The organism is Actinokineospora spheciospongiae, from assembly GCF_000564855.1.
Taxonomy (GTDB): Bacteria; Actinomycetota; Actinomycetes; order Mycobacteriales; family Pseudonocardiaceae; genus Actinokineospora; species Actinokineospora spheciospongiae.
In genome coordinates, this window is sequence record NZ_AYXG01000079.1 from 19765 (window position 1) to 39338 (window position 19574).

Genomic DNA, 19574 nt, shown 5'->3' on the forward strand with positions numbered 1-19574 from the left:
GAGGGCGTCCACAGCGGCCGGGTCCGCTCAGGGCAGGTCCGCGTCGTGGACCAGCAGGGCGATCTGGGTGCGGTTGCCCAGGGCGAGCTTGCCCAGGACACGGGTGAGGTGGGCCTTCACCGTGGCCGTGCTGACGCCCAGCTCCGCGGCGATCTCCGCGTTCGACAGGCCCCGCCCCACGCCGACCGCCACCTCGTGCTCGCGGGCGGTCAGGGTGGACAGCGCCGCGCGGGCGCGGTCGAGGGCGCCCGCCTCCACCGCCACCCGGTCCATCAGGCGCCGGGTGATCCTGGGGGAGAGCACCGGTTCCCCCTCCGCCACCCGGTGCACGGCGGCGACGATGTCGGCGGGCGGCGCGTCCTTGAGCAGGAAGCCGCTGGCCCCGGCGCGCAGGGCGCGGAGCACGTTCTCGTCGGCGTCGAAGGTGGTCAGGACGACGACCTCGGGCGGGCCGGGGCGGGCGCGGACCCGGCGGGTGGCCTCGATGCCGTTGACCCGGGGCATCCGGATGTCCATCAGCACCACGTCGACCGGGTGGGCGTCCAGCGCGGCGGGCACCTCGGCGCCGTCGCCCGCCTCGGCGACCACCGCGATGCCCTCGGCGCCGTCGAGCATCGTGGTCAGCCCGGCGCGGACCAGCGGGTCGTCGTCGACGACCAGGACCCGGACGCTCACGCGGGCCACGGCAGCCACGCCCGCAGCCGGAACTCCCCGCCCGCGCGCTCGTGGTCGAGTTCGCCGCCCGCCAGCCGCACCCGCTCGGTGAGCCCGACCAGGCCGCTGCCGGTGCCGGGGACCCCGCTGCCGCGCGGGGACAGCGGGTTCGTCACCGCGATGAGCAGCCGGTCACCGCTGCTGCCCGCCAGGTCCACCCGGACCGGGGCGCCGGGGGCGTGCTTGCGGGCGTTGGTCAGCGCCTCCTGCACCACCCGGTAGGCGCAGCGGCCGGTGGTGCCGGGCAGCGCGGCCGGGTCGGCGACGGTGTCGCGCACCCGGACCGGCGTCCCGCCCGCCCGGGTCTCCTCGACCAGCGCGGGCACGTCGGCCAGGGCGGGCTGCGGGCGCTCGGCGTCGTCGCCGTCCTCGTCGCGGAGCAGGGTGATGACCTCGCGCAACTCCTCCAGGGCCTGGTGGGCGGTGGCGCGGATGACCGCCGCCCCCTGCGCCAGCCGCTCCGGCGGGGCGTCCGGGCGGTACTCCAGGGCACCCGCGTAGGTGGTCAGCAGCGACAACCGGTGCGCCAGCACGTCGTGCATCTCCCTGGCGATCGCGGTCCGCTCGGCCACCCTGGCCTCGGCGACCAGCCTGCCCTGCTCGGCCTCCGCCCGCCGCGCCCGCTCCCGCAGCGAGTCGATCACCAATGCCCGCGCCTTGGCCAGCGCGCCCCACCCGAGCAGCCCGGCGTGCACGATCACCGTCAGCACCAGGTACCACCCGAAGGACAGACCCGGCACCGGCCACCACAGCCCGCGCACCGCGTGCCCGCAGACCTGCACCAGCGCCACCAGCCCCGCCAGCGGCATCGGCCGGGTGCGCGCGACCTGCACCAGCGCCACGTTCGCGGGCAGCGTGACCGGCGACGTCAGCGCGGCCAGGCACCCCAGCACCACCGCCACGGGCACCGGCCTGCGCAGCATCACCGGCACCGCGGCGACGCCCACCAGGCCCACCGCCAGGTTGAACAGCAGCAGGCCGGTCTCCACCCCGGAGACGTATTCGCCGTAGGTGGTGGCGAACACGCCCACCGCGACCAGCGGCAGCGCGATCCGCCGCGCCCGACACCGCTCCCCGTCGTCCACGGTGCCCAGCGTATGGCGGGTCAGTGGGGTCGGACAGCGACCAAAGTCGACCCCGCCCCCTCCGGTGGGTGGGTGCCCGGTGGCCGTCCGGCCGATGTGCGCGCGGGCCGAGCCCGGGAGGCTGATCGCCATGACGGCCATCCTCCCGGCCCCGCCCGGTCCGCCGCGCGCCGGAACCGGAAACCGGTGGCTGTCTGCTCGACCCCGTGCCGCCGCACCGCTGTGCGCCGTCGAGGGCCCTGGGGGGTGTCCTCGCCGATCCGCACCGCGTGCTGCGGCCGGGCGGGTGGTGCGCGTCCGTCGGGCAACCGGCGCCGCCCGCGCGGCGGCGCCGGTTCGGCGGGCCGAGCCGACGCGGCGCCCAAGGGGCAGGATTGACTTATATAAGCAGAGGCCGGTACAGTCTCCGTCGTGCACGCGTTCGACATCCTCGGCGATCCCGTGCGCAGGCGCATCCTGGAACTGCTGGCCGATGGTGAGCAGACCTCCGGTGCGATCACGGATGTCATCCGGGCCGAGTTCGCGATCTCCCAACCGGCCGTCTCCCAGCACCTGCGAGTGCTGCGCGACAGCGGGTTCACGTCGGTGCGGGCTCAGGGCACCCGCCGGTTCTACGCCATCGAACCCGCGCCGCTGAGCGAGGTCGACGCGTGGCTGGACCGGTTCCGCCGGCTCTGGGAACAACGCCTCGACGCCCTGGGAACCGAACTGGCCCGGGGCAGGCGTGCCCGCAGGACCCCGACCGGTGCGGCGCCCACCCGACCGACCGGGTCCGGCACCGATGCGGGCAAGGCCGATCCACCACCGAAGGGACATGGCGCATGAAAGACGTGTTGGAGGAGCTGGCCGCCGCGCACCGGGCGATGGGCAAGGGCAGCCTGCCCGCGGGCGAGGCGTACACCGTGGAGCTGCGACGACGGTACGACGCGCAGATCGACGACGTCTGGGACGCCATCACCAGCCCCGAGCGGCTGCACCGCTGGTTGAAACCGATCACCGGCGACCTGCGCCTCGGCGGGAAGTTCGAGTTGGACGGTGGCGAGCACGGCGAAATCCTCCGGTGCGAGCCGCCGCGCCTGCTCAGGGTGTCCTGGCTCTACGGACCGGACGCCGACGCCTGGCCCGGCACCAGCGAGGTGGAAGTGCGCCTGACCCCGGGCCCGACCGACGACACCGAGTTCGAGCTGATCCACGCGGCAGCCGTCGGGGAGCCCTCCTTCCCGACCTACGGCCCCGGCGCGGGCGGCGTCGGCTGGGACCTGGGGCTGCTCGCCCTGGGCCGGTTCCTGGCCGGTGGCGACATCGCAGGCCACGAGGCGTTCGAGAATTCGCCCGAGGGACGCGAGTTCAGCAGGCGCAGCGCCGCGGCCTGGGGCCAAGCCCACCTGGCCGCCGGTGGCGAACCGGAGCAGGTCGCGGCCGCAGTCGAGGCCACCACGAAGTTCTACGCACCCGACCCGACCTGACACCCCTCCCGCGGTGACCCAACCGCAGATCGCAAGCTTGCTCCCGCACGGATCTCGCTACTCGTCTGCGAGATTGGCCAGGTTCGAGGTGACCCGGTCTCGCACCCGCACCGCCTGCGGGTCGTCGAACGTCGACAGGATCGACAACGCCACGACCCACTGGGGCCGTGCCTGTTCGGGCTGGTCGGATTCGCGCAGGGCGGTCGCCAGCCGGTCGAGTGCGAGGGCGAGCTGCCACTGGTCGCCGAGATCGCGGTGGGTGGAGACGGCAATGCGGTGGAACGGGATGGCCTCGTCCGGCCTGCCGAGCCGCTGGTAGGCCATCCCCGCGCTGTCCAGGGCTATCGCCTCACGGCTCCGGTCTCCCAGCCTCCGCTGCATGGATGCCGCGTGCTGGAACAACGGCAGCGCCTCCGCCGGATCGCCCTCGGCGAGGCGGAGGTACCCCGATTCCAGCAGGCTGACCGCCTCGCAGACGGGGTAGCTGTCGGCCAGGGCGATTTCCAGAGCGGCCCGCAGGGCCGAGTCGGCGTCCCGGAGGTGCCCGGATCGCCGGTGCGCGATGGCCAGGCAGATCAACGCGTTGCTCTCGGCGAGCCGGTCGCCGACCTCGCGGCTGATGGACAGCGATTCCCGGATGGTGTCGATGCCCGCCGCGTGCTGGTCCAGATCGCTCTGGAGCACACCCAGGTTGCTCAGCAGGTAGGCCTCGTTGGCCCGGTCACCCACTTCCCGGAAAGCCGCCAGTGCCTGCTCGAAGTGGGTTCGGGCCGCGAACAGGCGGTGCTGTCGGTTGGCCAGCAGGCCGAGGTCGTTGGTCGACTGGGCGATGCCGCTGCTGTCGTTGAGGTCCTCGCGGACCGCCAAGGCCGCCAAGTGGAACTCCTCGGCTTTTTCCAACTGGTGGGATTGCAGGTGGGCCATCCCCAGGCTGGCCAGCAACTGCGCTTCGCCGAACCGGTCCCGGATCGCCCTGGCCGAAACCAATCCGGTGGTCGTGGTGAGAACCCAGTCCTCGATGGGGTTCTGGATGGCGTAGACGCTCCACAGCACCGCGGGCAACTGCCACGCCAGCCGGTGCAGACCCGCATCGGCCGCTGCCCGGGTGGCCCCGACGAAGTTCGCCTGCTCTTCCTCATACCAGCGGAAAGCGGCGTCGTACCCGTCGAACGCCAGCGCGGTGACCTCTGCCTCGGGCGCGTCCAACAGGACGTCCGGGTCCAGCGGGCAGAGAATGGAGACGGCGGATCGCGCGGACAGCACGTACCAGGCGACCACCCGTTCCACCGCTGCCCGGCGATCCTCCTCTGCTTCCTGCGTGACCACTTGGTCGATGGCGTAGGCCCGCAGCAGGTCGTGGAATTCGTAGCGCGCAGGCGACCGCTGTTCGAGCACGTGGCAGCCGACGAGTACGTCCAGCAGCGACCGGGCCCGGGCGGTGCCCGCCCCGATCAGCGCCGCGGCCGCTTGGGCGCTGAACTCCGGCCCGGGGTGCAGGCCCAGGAGCCGGAACGCCCTGGCGGCGTCGGCGGGCAGAGCCCGGTAGGACCAGGCGAACACCGTTCGCACGGCGTCGGACTCCTCCTCGTCGGACGTCAGCGCGTCCCACAACCCCGACTCGTCGCGCAACTCGCTGATCAGTTCGTGCAGCAGCATCAGCGGCCTGCTCGACGCGCGCTCGGCCGCGATCCGCAAGGCGAGCGGCAACCGCGCGCACAGCGCCGCCAGCTCGACCAGGTCAGCCGGGTCGTCCGGGTTCCGGTAGGCCGCGGTGACCGTCTTGAGCAACTCGACCGCTTCCGCCTCGGACAGCGTGTCCAGCACCAATCGGCGAGCGCCATCCCTGACCACCAGCCCGGAGAGGCGGTTGCGACTGGTCACGACGACGAGGCAGTCCGCGTTGCCGGGCAGCAGGGGTCTGACCTGCCCGACGCTCGCGGCGTTGTCCAGCACGACGAGCACCCGCTGCTCGGCGAGGATGGTGCGGTAGAGCGCCGACTTGTCCTCCAATTCCACCGGGATGCCGTCCGGCGGCACGCCCAGTGAGCGCAGGAAGCGGTCGAGGGCCTGCTCAGGCGTCACCGGCAGCCCCGGGTCGTGGCCGCGCAGGTTCACGTACAGCTGACCGTCGGGGAAGTTGTGCCGAGCGGCGTGCGCCCAGTGCAGCGCCAGGGCGGTCTTCCCGACTCCGGCGGTGCCGGTGAGGACGTAGATCCCGACGACCAGGGGTTCGTGCCGCTCGGTGAGGGCGGTGCTGAGTGCGGTCAACTCCTTCGACCGGTTGACGAACCCGCTCACATCGCCCGGCAACTGGCGTGGAACCCGCCGGGTCGGGCTGTTCGCCTGACCGTGGATGTGAACGCCGCCGTGGACCGTTCCCGCCTGGACGACGTCGGAGGCCGAGCCGCCGATCTCGGCGCTGTTCTCCCGCGCGGGGTGGTCGTCCTGCCGCATCGGGTCACTGGCCTCGCGGCGGTTCCAGGTGGGCGACCTCGCGCTGGTAGAAGCTCTCGAAGTCCTCGCCCATCTCGTGCAGGTCCGCCATGAGTCGACGACAGCGGGCGATCGTCGACCGGTCCTCGGTGCGAATGGCGCCGGTGTGCTCACCGTTGTCGGTGTACAGGACCTCGTACATGACATCGGTGCCCAGGGTGACCACCTCGGGCAGGGGTGCGTCGCGCTCGAACCGCGCCACCTTCTCCGCCTCCACCACCCGCATGTCCTCACCGGATTGAGCCCGCACCCGCAGCGGGTGGAACGCCCACTGGATGAACGGGGTCATCGGCAGCTCCACGACCTTCGTCCACCGCGTGCGGATGCCCCGGGCGGCATCCTCGCGGTACTCCTGTTCGAGGTCGGGTCGTAATTCTTCGGCAAGTCGAAGGGCCTCTTCCCAGTCGCCGCTGAGGTAGGCGTGCCAACTGGGCATCCCCGGCTCCTGGAAGAGTTGTCTTCGTTCCAGTTTCCAGAACTCGCCGCCGTGTCGGCCGAGCTTCTCGTAGTCTTCGGTGAACTTCTTGTCATAGGCTTCGGGTTCGAGTGGTTCGCCGTTGGCCCGCAGTGACAGTTCATGCATCCGGGATGTCTTTCTTCGCCGCTCTGAGCATCGGCCCGGGGATGACGACCAGTCGTTCACCGTCGCCGACGCTCATGTCGTCGGGCAACTGGGGCCGGTAGACGTCCGTCAGGTCCCGGCCTATCACCGCGATGTCCCCATTGGACAGTTCCCAGATGTCCGGGCAGGTCTTCTTGGTGGTGGTGCTGGCGGCGTCGTCATCGCCCCCACTGCCTGGTTCCCTCGGCGAGATCCCCAGTCGTCTGCTCAAAGTTGCCGACGGGTCCGGTTGCCAGCTTTTCGTGGCCATGGCTGCTTCCCCTCGCGCATTCAGCCCGAATGGTGAAGCGTACCAGCGGAATGGCAGTTTCAACCCGTGCGCCAAATGTGCGATCGGGTGATAGGGGTTTTCGGAATCGGTCAAGCCTTGCGGTCGGTGGGGTTGAGCTGACGAGCCGGTCCGGGGGTGGGGCGGGGGTGTGCCCGGCCCACCCCCCGGCTTGTGGTCTCGTCAGCGGCCGAGCTTGGTGATCAGCTCTCGGATGGCGGTGCGGGTCACCGGAAGGGTGACGCCGGGTCGCTTGCTGTCGCGCACGGCCGTGAGGTCCTGCCGCAGCTCAACACAGTTGCTGGTGCTGCCCGAGCGGGACGACTTGCGCCACTCCATGATCACAACCTTTCTCGTAGTTGCTCGATCATACTGCGGCTTTCCGCACCTGAAAGGGCCAAGTGATCGAGCATCGAGCGCATGTTCTCATAGCCCTGCACCTCCGAATCGTGCAGATACACGCTGCTTCCCCACAGCTCGACGTGGAGCACGGGGGCCGCTTCGGGAAAGTGCAGCATCAGCCATGAATGCAGCAGTGCGCGGTGCGGCATGGGCTCCCGCACAACACGAACGCCAAGGCCCCGAGTCGAAGCCCTCTCCAAGTGGCGCAGTTGCTCCTTGAGCGCGTCGACGCCGCCGAACGGCCGCCGGAGTGCGCTCTCGTGGATGAACGCCACATACTCGATCTTGGGTAGCACCTGCTGTCGGCGCAGGCGAGCGATCCAGCGCATCTCGATGTCCTGCGGCCGGATGCCGTCCTGCAACATGATGCCCTCGGCGTACCGCTCGGTTTGCAGCAGTCCGGGAACGCTGGTGAGTGACCAGTCTGTGATCGCCCTGGCTGAAGCCTCATAGCTGGCCAGGGTGCCCACGTCGGGCAGCACTCCGGGCAGGGGGCGGGACCACCAGCCTGCCTGGGTGCCGGTGCGGGCGCTTTCGATCAACTCCTCGCGCTGCGTGATCGGCACGCCGTAGATGGCCAGCATGGTGGCCACGTCCTCGCTGGTGATGTGCCGCTTGCCGTTCTCCGTGCGGCTGAGCGTGGCCGTCGACCAGCCGATCGCCTTGGCGGCGGCCTCCAGGTTCAGCGACGTCTGTTCCACCCGGACGGCCTTGAGCTGGGCGCCGATCGTCCGGTCGCGCGCCTGCGGGTTCTTCCGTTGTCCTGACACGGTTTCCTTTCCACCCCTGCAAGGACACGCGCCGTCCGGTGCGGGGAATCTACAGTCTGGGGCACCCCTGCCGCGCTGTAGATGTCGAGCGTATCGCGAGTTGCGACCGGAACGGCCGAGGGGCGGGTCTCGTCCACTGTGGACGAGACCCGCCCCTCGGCGGGTGGAGAGGACAGAGCCTAGCTGTTGACCATCTTGCGCAGCACGTACTGCATGATGCCGCCGTTGCGGTAGTAGTCCGCCTCGCCGGGGGTGTCGATGCGGACGTCGGCGTCGAAGGTGACCTCCGTGCCGTCCTCCTTGGCCGCCGTCACCTTGACCGTGCGGGGGGTGGTGCCGTCGTTCAGCTCCGTGACGCCCTCGAACTTGTAGGTCTCGGTGCCGTCGAGGCCCAGGGACTCCGCCGTCTTGCCCTGCGGGAACTGGAGCGGGAGGACGCCCATGCCGATCAGGTTCGAGCGGTGGATGCGCTCGAAGCTCTCGGCGATGACCGCGCGGACGCCCAGCAGTGACGTCCCCTTCGCCGCCCAGTCGCGCGACGAGCCGGAGCCGTACTCCTTGCCCGCCAGGATGACCAGGGGGGTGCCCGCCTCGGCGTAGTTCTGCGCGGCGTCGTAGATGAACGCCTGCTCGCCGCCCTTGGTGAAGTCGCGGGTGTAGCCGCCCTGGATGCCCTGGCCGCCGTTCTCGTCGGCCAGCAGGAGGTTGCGCAGGCGGATGTTGGCGAAGGTGCCGCGGATCATGACCTCGTGGTTGCCGCGCCGGGAGCCGTAGGAGTTGAAGTCCCGCCGCTCGACGCCGTGCTCGGTGAGGTACTTGCCCGCCGGGGTGTCGGCCTTGATCGCACCCGCCGGGGAGATGTGGTCGGTGGTGACCGAGTCGCCCAGCAGGGCCAGCACGCGGGCACCGGAGATGTCGGTGACCGGGGCGGGCCGCATCTCCATGCCCTCGAAGTACGGGGGCTTGCGGACGTAGGTGGACTCGCCGTCCCACTCGAACGTCTTGCCGGTGGGCGTGGGCAGCGACTTCCAGCGCTCGTCGCCCGCGAACACGTCGGAGTAGCTGCTGGAGAAGCTCTCCGCCGACAGCGCCGAGGCGATGACGTCGTTGATCTCCTGCGGCGACGGCCAGATGTCGGCCAGGTGCACCGGCTGCCCGTCGGACCCGGTGCCCAGCGGCTCGGTGGTGATGTCGATGTCCATCGACCCGGCCAGCGCGTAGGCCACCACCAGCGGCGGGGAGGCCAGGTAGTTCATCTTGATGTCCGGGTTGATCCGGCCCTCGAAGTTGCGGTTGCCCGACAGCACCGACACCACCGCCAGATCGGCCTCCTGCACCCCGGCGGAGATCTCCTCCTGGAGCGGGCCGGAGTTGCCGATGCAGGTGGTGCAGCCGTACCCGACCAGGTTGAAGCCCAGCTTGTCCAGGTACGGGGTCAGGCCCGCGCGGTCGAAGTAGTCCGAGACGACCTTCGAGCCCGGCGCCAGGGTGGTCTTCACCCAGGGCTTGCGCTCCAGGCCGCGCTCGACGGCCTTCTTCGCCAGCAGCGCCGCGCCGATCATCACCGACGGGTTCGAGGTGTTGGTGCACGAGGTGATCGCGGCGATCGCGACCGCGCCGTGGTCGATCTCGAAGGTGTTGCCGTCCAGGGTGATCGTGGTCGGCTTGCTGGTGCGGCCGGTGGCGTTGACGGCCGCGGAGTGCGTGACCTGCGGCGGGACCTCGTCACCGGCGGGCGGGGTGGGGGAGTCGCTGGCCGGGAAGCTCTCCTCGACCGCCTCGTCCACCGCCGTCTTGGGCTCGTCGACGGCGTAGCTGCCCAGCGCGTCGCGGAAGGACTGCTTCGCCGCCGCCAGCTCGATGCGGTCCTGCGGGCGCTTCGGGCCCGCGATGGACGGCACGACGCTGGCCAGGTCCAGCTCCAGCACCTCGGAGAACACCGGCTCGACCGACGGGTCGTGCCAGAGGCCCTGCTCCTTGGCGTAGGCCTCGACCAGCGCCACCTGCTCGGCGGAGCGGCCGGTGAACCTCAGGTACTCGATGGTCTCGGCGTCGACCGGGAACATCGCCGCGGTCGAGCCGAACTCCGGGCTCATGTTGCCGATGGTGGCGCGGTTGGCCAGCGGCACCGCGGACACGCCCGAGCCGTAGAACTCGACGAACTTGCCGACGACGCCCTGCTTGCGCAGCATCTCGGTGATGGTCAGCACCAGGTCGGTCGCGGTGGCGCCCGCGGGCAGCTCGCCGTGCAGCTTGAAGCCGACGACCTTCGGGATCAGCATCGACACCGGCTGGCCCAGCATCGCGGCCTCGGCCTCGATGCCGCCCACGCCCCAGCCCAGCACGCCCAGGCCGTTGACCATGGTGGTGTGCGAGTCGGTGCCGACCAGGGTGTCGGGGTACGCCTGCCCGTTGCGGACCATGACCACGCGGGCCAGGTGCTCGATGTTGACCTGGTGGACGATGCCGGTGCCCGGGGGGACGACCTTGAACTCGTCGAACGCGGTCTGGCCCCAGCGCAGGAACTGGTAGCGCTCCTTGTTGCGCTCGTACTCCAGGTCCACGTTGCGCTCGAAGGCGTCCGGGCGGCCGAAGACGTCGGCGATGACCGAGTGGTCGATGACCATCTCGGCCGGGGCCAGCGGGTTCACCTTCGCCGGGTCGCCGCCCAAGGCGGTGACCGCCTCGCGCATGGTGGCCAGGTCGACGATGCAGGGCACGCCGGTGAAGTCCTGCATGACCACGCGGCCCGGCGTGAACTGGATCTCCGTCGACGGCTCGGCCTTCGGGTCCCAGGCGGCGAGGGCGCGCACGTGGTCGGCGGTGATGTTCGCACCGTCCTCGGTGCGCAGCAGGTTCTCCAGCAGGATCTTGAGGCTGTAGGGCAGGCGCTCGGACCCCTCGACCGCGTCCAATCGGAACACCTCGTAAGAGGCGTCGCCGACGGTCAGCGTGGCTCGGGCGCCGAAGCTGTCGAGGTTGCCCTCGGTGCCTTCGGGTGCGGAACTCGGTGTGGTCACGTCCAACTCCAGTGGCGGCGCATGTCAGTTCGGCTGTGAGTCTGTCGCACCCGGGGCGGGTGTGCGCGACTGCCTCACGGTTCAAACAGTACGCTTGTCCTGTATTTCGGTTCAAGGGGTGGCGTCCGACCCGTGGGATGTGATCCATCACGCCCGGGCCCCGGCAGCGGCGGACCCCCGGTGCCTGGAGAGGCGCCGGGGGTCCGGTGGAGTGCTGCTCCGGGTCAGTCCGCGAGCCGGAGCAGGGCCTTGATGTCCTCCGGCTGGAGGCTCTTGAGGGCCGTGACCTGCACGTCGGTCAGCGAGCGCAAGGGGCTGACGTACCACTTGCCGTCGACCTCGGTGGTGACCACGCCGGTGTTGGCCATCATGCCCTTGACCAGGTTGGTCAGCGCCTGCTTGGCCTCGGGGGCCATCCGCTTGCCGCCGATGCGGGTGGCCAGGTCGTCGGCGCAGGCCTGGTCGGACTCGCCCTCGGCCTCGACGGCGTAGCACTCGCCGTCCTTGCTCACGCGCAGCCGCTCGCCGTCCTCGTTCTCCAGGACGACCTCCTTGAGCAGGACCTTCGTCGCGCCCTCGACGGCCTGGGTCTCGGTGGACAGGTCCACCAGCCGGACGCCGGACTCGGTCTTGCCCGCGCCCTCGACGATCGCCGGGCCCACGTCGTGCAGGACGGCCATCTCGTCCGGCGGGAGGAGTTCGATCGCCCTGGTCAGGTTGCCCGCCAGGCCCGCCTCGGCCAGGCCGCGCACCGCGTCCTCGGGGGAGGAGCCGCCGTTGGCCGCGATCGACTGCTTCGGCCAGGACATCTTCTCCTCGGCCAGCGCGTAGTCGGCGATCGTGTAGAACAGGCTCGGGTACCACTCGCCGTCGACCTGCACGGTCGCGATGCGGATGGGCTCGCCGCGGTTCTCCTTCGCGACCACCTCCGCCACGTCGACGGTCTCGGTCTCCTTGCCGCCGGGCAGGCCCTCCGGGAACGCGGCGTCGATGAACTCCTTGGTCAGCGGGAGCCGACTGGCGTCGGAGGAGACGGTGATCTTGCCGCCGACCAGCTTGGTGATCGTCAGGTGGTCGTTGACCCGCTCGGCGCCCGCCTCGTCGAACTGCAGGTTCTCGCTGGTCAGCTCGAAGCCCTGGACCTTGTTCGGGTCGACGTCGGACTTGTAGACCTCCAGCCGCTGCAACTCCTTGGTCGTCTCGGAGTTCAGCGTGGTCATCAGGTCCCGCTCGGCCGGGGCGAGGCCGGTCAGCAGACCAGCCACGTCACCCTGGCCGATGGCGTTGACCAGGCTGGTCGCCGCCGCCGTCGGCGACTCCGCGCCCGCCTGCGCCTCGCCGCGGTTGAGCGCCCACACGGTCACCCCCGCGCCCGCGGCGACCGCGACCACCGCCGCGACCACGCCGATGACCAGGCCCTTGCGGCCCTTGCGCGCGGGCTGCTCCGGCGGCAGCGGGTAGCCGAAGCCACCGCCGTACTGCTGCTGCGGGTAGCCGCCCTGCTGGGCGGGCTGCTGGAAGCCGCCCGACTGCGGGTGGCCGCCCTGCGGCTGCCCCTGCTGGGGGTAACCGCCCTGCCCCTGCTGGCCGTAGCCCTGCGGCTGCCCCTGGTACGGGTCGTTCTGCGGCCACTGGCCGCCCTGCCCCGGCGGATACGTCACTGTTCCCCTCCTGCTTCCCGGCGAGCGCTCCTGCGCTCGCCCACGAGGACGCCCACGGCGCCCACCACCGCGATCACCGCACCGACCGCGGTGGTCGTCGGCCCGGTCCCCGCGATGCCCAGCGAGCTGTCCCCGCTGCCCTGTCCGACGGCCGCACCCCCCGCGACGGTTCCACTGAGAATCGTCACGACCAGGCAAAGCGTTGCCGACGTGCGCCGGAGACCGAGCGCGTACGCCGCGACGCAGAGCGTCACCACCGGCACCAGGGAGAACCACGCCGTCGGCAGCCAGGCCCACCCGGTGCCGCGCAGGAACCCCAGGGTGCGGATCACCCCGACCGACTCGAAGCTGTCGCGCAGCACCGCCCCCGACCGGAACCAGGGCAGGAACAGGCCGACGACGAGGGTGGCGAGCCCGGCCGCGGCGGCGGCCGCGGGCAGTCGGGCGGACATGGCGCCATGCTCCCAGCACCGACCACGGGTCGTCACAGCGACCTCGTCCGGGTGAGCGGTCGAGGTCCTGTTCCGACACGTCAGGGCGGTTGTCGCGACCCAGAGTGTTGTGGTTGGCGGAAGTTATCCCCGGTACGGAAGTTTCGCCTGTTACCGGTGGTGCGGGCGGGACGCCAATGGCACAGTCGGGGCCGGTCCGGTGTGGACCGTGTCCGGGGTCGTCGGGGGCCGCCGGGATCGGTGAGGAGGTGCGTCGTGCGCTCACGGCGGTCGGTGTCGCTCGGACTGTTCGCCACCTCGGTGGTCCTGCTGTCGGTGGTCGCGCTGTCCTCGGTGTCCGCGGTGGGCACCGCGGTCGCCGTGCCGCCCCCGCCCCCCAACCCCAGCGACTCGCAGCTCGACGCGGGCCGCGCCGAGGCCGACCGCAGGGCGGGCAAGGTGGGGGAGCTGACCAACCAGCTCGCCCAGGCCGAGTCGCGGCTGATGCGGTTGCAGGCCGAGGTCGAGGCGAAGCTGGAGGACGCCAACAAGGCCCTGGTCGACATGCAGACCGCCCAGGACGTCGCCGCCCAGGCCGCCGCAGACGCCGAGTCCGCCCGCCGCGAGTCCGAGGGCGCGGGCAAGGCCATCGACGACGCCAGGGACCTCCTCGACGACTTCGCCGCGGGCAGCTACAAGCAGGGCAGCACCGTCGGCTCCATCTCCGCCTACCTGGGCGCCAAGAGCCCCGAGGACCTGCTCGCCCGCGCCGAAATGCTCAACGCGATCAGCGGCACCGAACTCGACGCCCTCGACCGGTTGCAGCGCGCCCGCACCGAGAAGGCCAACAGGGACTCCCGCGCCCGCGCCGCCCTGGAGTTGGCCGACCGCAAGCGGTCCGAGGCCGAGCAGGCCAAGCGCGAGGCCGACACCGCGACCGCCACCGCCCAGCGCGCCCGCGCCGACCAGGCGGGCCAGTCCCAGGAGTTGCAGGCGGCGAAGGCCGACTACGAGCGGCAGCTCACCGAGGCCCAGGCGGCGGTCGGCGGCCTGGAGAACCAGCGGCAGCGCTACCAGGAGTGGCTGGCGGCCAAGCAGCGCGAGGACGAGGCCAACGCCGCCGCCGCGGCAGCCGCGCAGAACACCGGCGGCGGAGGCGGCAGTGGAGGCGGCGGTGGTGGTGGCAGCGCCGACGACTCCGCGGGCCCGCGCCCGATCGGCAGCGCCCGCACGGTGATCAATCGAGCCCTGTCCCAACTCGGCGTCCAGTACGCCTGGGGCGGCGGCAACGCCCACGGCCCCACCCGGGGCATCCGCGACGGCGGCGTGGCCGACGCCTTCGGCGACTACGCCAAGATCGGCTTCGACTGCTCCGGCCTGATGATCTACGCCTTCGCAGGCGCGGGCATCCGGCTCCCGCACTACAGCGGCTACCAGGCCACCGCGGGCCGCCGGGTCCCCCTCAGCCAGAAGGCCCCCGGCGACATGCTCTTCTGGACCACCGGTGGCCGCATCCACCACGTGGCGCTCTACCTCGGCAACGGGCAGATGGTCGAGGCGCCGTACTCCGGCTCCCGGGTCCGCATCGCCCCGGTCCGCTACGGCGGCATCGTCCCCTACGCCACCCGCGTTCTCTGACCGGTCGTCGAACACCCGACAGGGAGGTATCGGTGAAGAGGTTCCCCGCTGTACTCGCCGCCACTGTTCTCCTGGTGGCCACACTCGCCACACCCGCGTCGGCAGCACTGCCGACCCCCGCGTTCGAGCCCGAGATCGACGCCTATGCCGACTACGAAGGCCAGTCGACGTGCGACCCGAGCCCCAAACCGGGCGCGGAAGCGTTCCGCGACGTCCTCAAGGCCGAGTACAAGCGCGGCGGGGACATCATCAGCCGCGACTGCGGCGCGGGCGGGCAGAGCGAGCACAAGGAAGGCCGCGCACTCGACTACTGGTTCAAGGCGAACGACTCGGCGCAGAAGAAGCAGGCCACCGAACTGCTCGACTGGCTGCTCGCCACCGACGAACACGGCAACGCCCACGCCCGCGCCCGCCGCCTGGGGATCATGTACATCATCTGGAACCGCGAGATCTGGCAGTCCTACGCGGCGTCCGAGGGCTGGCAGCCCTACACCGGCGCCAGCCCGCACACCGACCACATCCACTTCAGCTTCAGCTGGGCGGGCGCCCGCAAGCAGACCACCTGGTGGACGTCCGCGCAGCCGGTCCGCTGAGAGCGCCGAACACGACCCCGGCTGAGGACCGTTGCGGGCTGACCCGGCCGGGACCGGGTGGCCCCGGCCGGGTCAGCCCGCCGATCAGGCGAGGGCGGCGGCGAACATGCCGGGCTCGTAGGAGCCGCCCCGCTGGTGCGCGATCACAGCGAGCCGGTTCGCCGCGTTGATCAAGGCCACCAGCGCGACCAGCGCGGCGATCTGGTCGTCGTCGTAGTGCTCGCGGACCTGCGCCCAGGTTTCGTCGGAGACGCCGGGGTGGGCGTCGGCGAGGCGGGTGCCTTCTTCGGCGAGGGCCAGGGCGGCTTGCTCGGCCTCGGTGAAGACGGTGGCCTCGCGCCAGGCGGCGACCAGGTTGAGCCGGACCGGCGACTCCCCGTCGGCCGTGGCTTCCTTGGTGTGCATGTCGATGCACCAGCCGCAGCCGTTGATCTGGCTGGCGCGCAGGGAGACCAGTTCCTGGGTGGACTTCGGGAGGGTGGAGGAGTGGATCACCTGGCCCGCGTTGGCGAACCGCTTGGCGAACCTGAGGGCGAGCTCGTTGCCGAACATGTCGAATCGGGTGTCCATGGGGGTGTCCTCGCTCGTGGTGTCGGGTCGGTCGGGCACAAGATGTCCGCGAGCCGGTTCCTGTGACAGCGTGGGTGTGTGACGCACGCCATGGCCGGGTCGGCGTCCGGGTGTCACACAACGGGCGGGCGCGGCATCTGATGGGAGACGCAGTCGAGCGCGAAGAGGAGTCCCCCATGGCAGGTGCCCCATCCGATGACCGGCCCGACCTCGCCACGGAGGTGTTCCTCGCCCACCGCAACCTGCTCTTCACCGTCGCCTACGAGATGTTGGGGGTGGCGGCGGACGCGGAGGACGTGTTGCAGGAGACCTGGTTGCGGTGGGTGGGGGTCGACCTCGACGCGGTGCGGGACCGGCGGGCCTACCTGGTTCGGATCACCACCCGGCAGGCGCTCGCCCGGTTGCGCGTGCTCGGGCGCCGCAAGGAGTCCTACGTCGGGTCCTGGTTGCCCGAGCCGCTGCTGACCGCGCCCGACGTGGCCGAGGACGTCGAGCTGGCCGACAGCGTGTCGATGGCGGTGCTGCTGGTGCTGGAGACGCTGGCGCCGACCGAGCGGGCGGTGTTCGTGCTGCGCGAGGTGTTCGGCCTGGCCTACGACGAGATCGCCGAGGCGGTCGACAAGAACCCGGCCGCCGTGCGGCAGATCGCGCACCGGGCGCGGGCGCACGTGGCGGCGCGCAGGCCGCGCGGGGTCGTGTCCGCGGCCGAGACGCGGAAGGCGCTGGAGGCGTTCCGGCGGGCGGCGGAAACCGGTGACCTGCAACGCCTGCTCGACGTCTTGGCGCCGGACGTCGTCCTCCTCGGCGACGGTGGCGGGGTCAAGCAAGCGATTGCGCGGCCCGTGGTGGGGGCGGACAGGGTGGCCCGCCTGCTGATCGGTGGCCTCGGCAGGCTCGCCGACGCCGTGTCGCTGCGGCAGGCGCAGGTCAACGGGTACCCGGCGCTGGTCTTCCGGCTCGACGGGGAGATCGACACCGTGGTGGCGGTGCGCGTGGAGGGTGGCCTCATCACCGGGCTCTACGCCGTGCGCAACCCCGACAAGCTCTCGCACATGGAGCGGGAGACCACCCTGAGCCGGTGAACCAGGCTCACGCCAGGGAAGGCGGCCGTTGGCGGCGTGTGGGGCCAACGGTGCCGCCCCGGGTGCACTACCGGTTGACGCCGCTGGGGCTCTCGCTCGACGTGCCGCTGGCCGCGCTGCGGGAGTGGGCCGAGGCGCACATGCCCGAGGTCGACCGGGCCGGCGGGAGAACGCTTGCCTTGACGTGGGCGGCAAGGTTTAGCGTTCCCGGCATGCGCATCGGGGAGTTGGCGAAGCGGACCGGGACGACGACGCGGGCCCTGCGGTTCTACGAGTCGCAGGGGTTGTTGGGCCGGGCCCGGCGCACGGCCAACGGCTACCGCGACTACGACGAGGAAGACCAACGCCTGGTCAGCGAGATCCTGGCGTTGCAGGCGGCCGGGCTCAGCCTGGACGACACGCGCCCGTTCGTCGCCTGCCTGCGGGCCGGGCACGGGGCGGGGGACGACTGCGCCGACTCGGTCGAGGTCTACCGCCGCCGCCTCGCCGAGGTCGACGACTGCCTGGAGCGGCTCGGCGCCGTGCGGGCGGGTCTGGTGGCCAAGCTCGCCGACGCGCTGGCGCGGGAACCGGGCCCCTGCCGCGTCACCACCGGGTACGCCGCGAGCGTGCCACCCAACCACTTCGAGGAGAACCCATGATCACCGCGAACGCGGTCACGGCCGTGACCGACTCGACCTTCGCCGAGGAGGTCCTGCACCGCGACGGGCCGGTCCTGGTCGAGTTCTGGGCGCAGTGGTGCGGGCCGTGCCACATGATGGCCCCGGTGCTGGCCGAGATCGCCGCGACCCGCCCCGACCTGACCATCCGCAAGGTCAACGCCGATGAGAACCCCACCACGGCCCGCGACCACCGGGTGATGTCCCTGCCGACCCTGCTGCTGTTCGCGGGCGGCGAGCCGGTCCGGGCGATCGTCGGCGCGCGCCCGAAGGCCAGGCTGCTGGCCGAGGTCGACGCGGCGCTGGCCGACCTCAGCTGAGCAGGCGGTCGATCAGCAGGGCCGCCGCGGCGTCGCAGCGGGCGTGGTCGCCGGTGACCATGCGGTCGAGCAGGAGTCCTTTGAGGCCGGAGGCCAGGGCGGTGGCGGTGGCCGGGTCGTGGTCGGGCAGCAGGGCCGCCGCGTAGTCGACCCAGGCGGTCACGGCGGTCCGGGCGGCCGGGTGGTCCTCGGTGAGGGCGGCGGTCAGGAGTTGGTACATCACCGTGAAGTGCGCGCGGTCGGTGGTCATCGCCGACCAGGCCGCCGCGGCGGCTGACCGCGGGTCCTGCTCGGCGGCGCCGTCGAGCTGGGCGAGCACCCGGCTGCGGTGCTCGGCGAAGGCGGCGGCCAGCAGCCGGTCGCGGCTGCCGAAGTAGTGCACCAGCATCCGGGCGCTGGTGCCCAGGCGCTCGGCGAGGCCGCGCAGGGTGAACTCGGCGAGGCCGTGCGCGGCCAGGTCGTCGAGGGTGGCGGCGATCAGCTCGGCGCGGCGGGCGGTGTCTGGGGGGCGGGCCACACCCTTGACTGTAGCAGTTGTTACATCTACCGTCGCCGCCATGGATGTAACAACTGCTACGGAAACCGAGTACACGGCGTTCATGCTGATCACCGCACTGCCCGCGTGGCTGCGGCTGAGCAGGCCGGAACGCGCGGCGGTCGCCGACAAGACGCTGGGCGCCGCGCTGCGCGGGCACCCCAGGACCACCGCGCGGTTCTTCGACGCCGAGGCGTTCAGCGCGCGGTGCAGCGACGTCCTCCTGTTCACCACCACCGACCTCGCCGACTACTACCTGGTCGTCGAGGAACTGCGCGACTCGCCGCTGTTCACCGTGCCCTACTTCCACCTCGACGAACTGGTCCTCGCCGTCGAGGACGGGCACCAGGCCGCCGGATGAGCGCCGCCCTGATCACCGGCGGCAGCACCGGCGTCGGCCTCGCCCTGGCCGAACGACTCGTGGCCGACGGCACCACCGTCCTGGTCTGCGGTCGCGACGCCGACCGGCTCGCCCAGGCCGAGCGGATGCTGCCCGGCCTGCGCACCACCGTCGCCGACCTCGCCGACCCGGCCGCCGTCGACCGGCTCGCCACCACCGCCCTCGCCCTCCCGGGGCTCGACCTGCTGGTCAACAACGCCGCCGTGCAGCTCGACCGCTCCTGGGCGACCGCCGACCGCGACGCCCTCGCCGCCGACATCGCCGCCGAACTGGGCGCCGACCTGGCCGGGCCGCTGCGCCTCACCGCCCGGCTGCTGCCCGCCCTCGCCGCCGCCTCCTCGGCGACGATCGTCAACGTCACCTCGGCGCTGGGCGTGGTCCCGAAGCGGTCGGCGCCGGTCTACTGCGCGGCCAAGGCCGGGCTGATCGCGTTCAGCGCGGGACTGCGCCACCAGCTCGCCGTGGACGCCCCGCACGTGCGGGTGGTCGACGCGATGCTCCCGTTGGTCGACACCGCGATGACCGAGGGGCGCGGCTCCCGCAAGATCAGTGCGGGGGCGGCGGCCGACGGGATTCTGGGCGGGGTGCGGCGCGGCCGGGCGGTGGTCCGGGTGGGCGGGGTCGGCGCGCTGCTGGCCGTGCACCGCCTCGCCCCCGGCCTCGCCGCCCGGCTCGTGGCCGACTGAGCGCCCGCCTGAACAGGTTGCCGGGGCGTGTTCTCAAAGCCCGGTTGTTTGGTGGGTGGTGCCTGGCTGGGTGGATGTGCTCGGCTTTCGAGCGCCGGGTTTTTGCGGTGGTGCCCGGCTGGGTGGATGTGTTTGGCCGGGGCCCCTATGGCGATCATG

The 19574-nt window shown here is 71.6% G+C and carries 21 protein-coding genes and 1 pseudogene; 10 read left to right on the forward strand and 12 right to left on the reverse strand.

The annotated features are described in order from the left end of the window. Positions 1-27: 27 nt before the first annotated feature. Positions 28-675 (reverse strand): response regulator transcription factor, encoded by a 648-nt coding sequence (locus UO65_RS11000; RefSeq protein ID WP_407643237.1) that lies wholly within the window; start codon positions 673-675, stop codon positions 28-30. Next, entirely contained in the window at positions 672-1799 is a 1128-nt protein-coding gene (locus UO65_RS11005; protein ID WP_035281392.1) for a sensor histidine kinase, read from the reverse strand. The genes UO65_RS11000 and UO65_RS11005 overlap by 4 nt, the downstream gene beginning before the upstream one ends. 411 nt (positions 1800-2210) lie before the next feature. Between UO65_RS11005 and UO65_RS11010 the strand changes: the two genes are divergently transcribed. Continuing rightward, the gene (locus tag UO65_RS11010) at positions 2211-2624 is read left to right on the forward strand and encodes an ArsR/SmtB family transcription factor (protein WP_035281394.1); all 414 of its coding nucleotides are present in this window, start codon (positions 2211-2213) and stop codon (positions 2622-2624) included. Further along, complete coding sequence (locus UO65_RS11015; RefSeq protein ID WP_035281396.1) at positions 2621-3265, forward strand: SRPBCC family protein; 645 nt, start codon at positions 2621-2623, stop codon at positions 3263-3265. Before UO65_RS11010 ends, UO65_RS11015 begins: the two co-directional genes overlap by 4 nt. Before the next feature lie 57 nt (positions 3266-3322). On the opposite strand, the gene UO65_RS11020 is transcribed toward UO65_RS11015, so the two are convergent. The 8 genes from UO65_RS11020 to UO65_RS11050 form a co-directional block, all read right to left on the reverse strand. Beyond that, positions 3323-5719 carry an ATP-binding protein gene (locus tag UO65_RS11020; protein ID WP_052021010.1) on the reverse strand — a complete coding sequence of 799 codons (2397 nt, stop codon included), beginning with the start codon at positions 5717-5719 and terminating at the stop codon, positions 3323-3325. A gap of 4 nt (positions 5720-5723) precedes the next feature. Continuing rightward, positions 5724-6341 carry a DUF6879 family protein gene (locus UO65_RS35740; protein ID WP_035281398.1) on the reverse strand — a complete coding sequence of 206 codons (618 nt, stop codon included), beginning with the start codon at positions 6339-6341 and terminating at the stop codon, positions 5724-5726. Next, on the reverse strand, positions 6334-6630 hold the full coding sequence (locus UO65_RS11030; protein WP_035281400.1) for a hypothetical protein: 297 nt from the start codon (positions 6628-6630) through the stop codon (positions 6334-6336). The genes UO65_RS35740 and UO65_RS11030 overlap by 8 nt, the downstream gene beginning before the upstream one ends. A gap of 201 nt (positions 6631-6831) precedes the next feature. Next, entirely contained in the window at positions 6832-6987 is a 156-nt protein-coding gene (locus UO65_RS34530; RefSeq protein WP_084175459.1) for a DUF397 domain-containing protein, read from the reverse strand. Positions 6988-6989: 2 nt separating this feature from the next. After that, positions 6990-7820, reverse strand: a complete 831-nt coding sequence (locus tag UO65_RS11035; RefSeq protein ID WP_052021011.1) for a helix-turn-helix domain-containing protein — start codon at positions 7818-7820, stop codon at positions 6990-6992. 179 nt (positions 7821-7999) lie between these two features. Then, the gene (locus UO65_RS11040; protein WP_152552052.1) at positions 8000-10840 is read right to left on the reverse strand and encodes an aconitate hydratase; all 2841 of its coding nucleotides are present in this window, start codon (positions 10838-10840) and stop codon (positions 8000-8002) included. A 224-nt stretch (positions 10841-11064) separates the two neighbouring features. Continuing rightward, positions 11065-12501 (reverse strand): hypothetical protein, encoded by a 1437-nt coding sequence (locus UO65_RS11045; protein ID WP_035281403.1) that lies wholly within the window; start codon positions 12499-12501, stop codon positions 11065-11067. Continuing rightward, positions 12498-12953 carry a hypothetical protein gene (locus UO65_RS11050; RefSeq protein ID WP_035281405.1) on the reverse strand — a complete coding sequence of 152 codons (456 nt, stop codon included), beginning with the start codon at positions 12951-12953 and terminating at the stop codon, positions 12498-12500. The genes UO65_RS11045 and UO65_RS11050 overlap by 4 nt, the downstream gene beginning before the upstream one ends. Before the next feature lie 255 nt (positions 12954-13208). On the opposite strand from UO65_RS11050, the gene UO65_RS11055 reads away from it, so the two are divergent. Next, entirely contained in the window at positions 13209-14570 is a 1362-nt protein-coding gene (locus tag UO65_RS11055) for an NlpC/P60 family protein (RefSeq protein ID WP_411431356.1), read from the forward strand. A 32-nt stretch (positions 14571-14602) separates the two neighbouring features. After that, the gene (locus UO65_RS37345) at positions 14603-15163 is read left to right on the forward strand and encodes a hypothetical protein (protein ID WP_146241421.1); all 561 of its coding nucleotides are present in this window, start codon (positions 14603-14605) and stop codon (positions 15161-15163) included. An 84-nt stretch (positions 15164-15247) separates the two neighbouring features. On the opposite strand, the gene UO65_RS11065 is transcribed toward UO65_RS37345, so the two are convergent. Continuing rightward, a complete protein-coding gene (locus UO65_RS11065; protein WP_035281449.1) occupies positions 15248-15733 on the reverse strand; it encodes a carboxymuconolactone decarboxylase family protein in 486 nt (161 codons plus the stop codon). A gap of 176 nt (positions 15734-15909) precedes the next feature. Between UO65_RS11065 and UO65_RS11070 the strand changes: the two genes are divergently transcribed. The 4 genes and pseudogenes from UO65_RS11070 to trxA all read left to right on the forward strand — a co-directional run bounded on the left by UO65_RS11070 (position 15910) and on the right by trxA (position 17794). Continuing rightward, entirely contained in the window at positions 15910-16815 is a 906-nt protein-coding gene (locus tag UO65_RS11070) for an RNA polymerase sigma-70 factor (RefSeq protein WP_035281414.1), read from the forward strand. A 38-nt stretch (positions 16816-16853) separates the two neighbouring features. Next, a pseudogene (locus UO65_RS38595) lies at positions 16854-16952 on the forward strand (winged helix-turn-helix transcriptional regulator); the annotation flags it as partial. A gap of 75 nt (positions 16953-17027) precedes the next feature. Continuing rightward, on the forward strand, positions 17028-17456 hold the full coding sequence (locus tag UO65_RS11075; RefSeq protein ID WP_052021012.1) for a MerR family transcriptional regulator: 429 nt from the start codon (positions 17028-17030) through the stop codon (positions 17454-17456). Beyond that, positions 17453-17794 (forward strand): thioredoxin, encoded by a 342-nt coding sequence (gene trxA, locus UO65_RS11080; RefSeq protein ID WP_035281416.1) that lies wholly within the window; start codon positions 17453-17455, stop codon positions 17792-17794. The genes UO65_RS11075 and trxA overlap by 4 nt, the downstream gene beginning before the upstream one ends. Here trxA and UO65_RS11085 read toward each other — a convergent pair. After that, positions 17787-18311, reverse strand: a complete 525-nt coding sequence (locus UO65_RS11085) for a TetR family transcriptional regulator (RefSeq protein WP_035281418.1) — start codon at positions 18309-18311, stop codon at positions 17787-17789. The genes trxA and UO65_RS11085 overlap by 8 nt on opposite strands. 40 nt (positions 18312-18351) lie before the next feature. On the opposite strand from UO65_RS11085, the gene UO65_RS11090 reads away from it, so the two are divergent. After that, positions 18352-18690, forward strand: a complete 339-nt coding sequence (locus UO65_RS11090; protein ID WP_035281420.1) for a darcynin family protein — start codon at positions 18352-18354, stop codon at positions 18688-18690. Beyond that, entirely contained in the window at positions 18687-19415 is a 729-nt protein-coding gene (locus tag UO65_RS11095) for an SDR family NAD(P)-dependent oxidoreductase (RefSeq protein WP_035281422.1), read from the forward strand. Before UO65_RS11090 ends, UO65_RS11095 begins: the two co-directional genes overlap by 4 nt. The last annotated feature ends 159 nt before the right edge of the window (positions 19416-19574 follow it).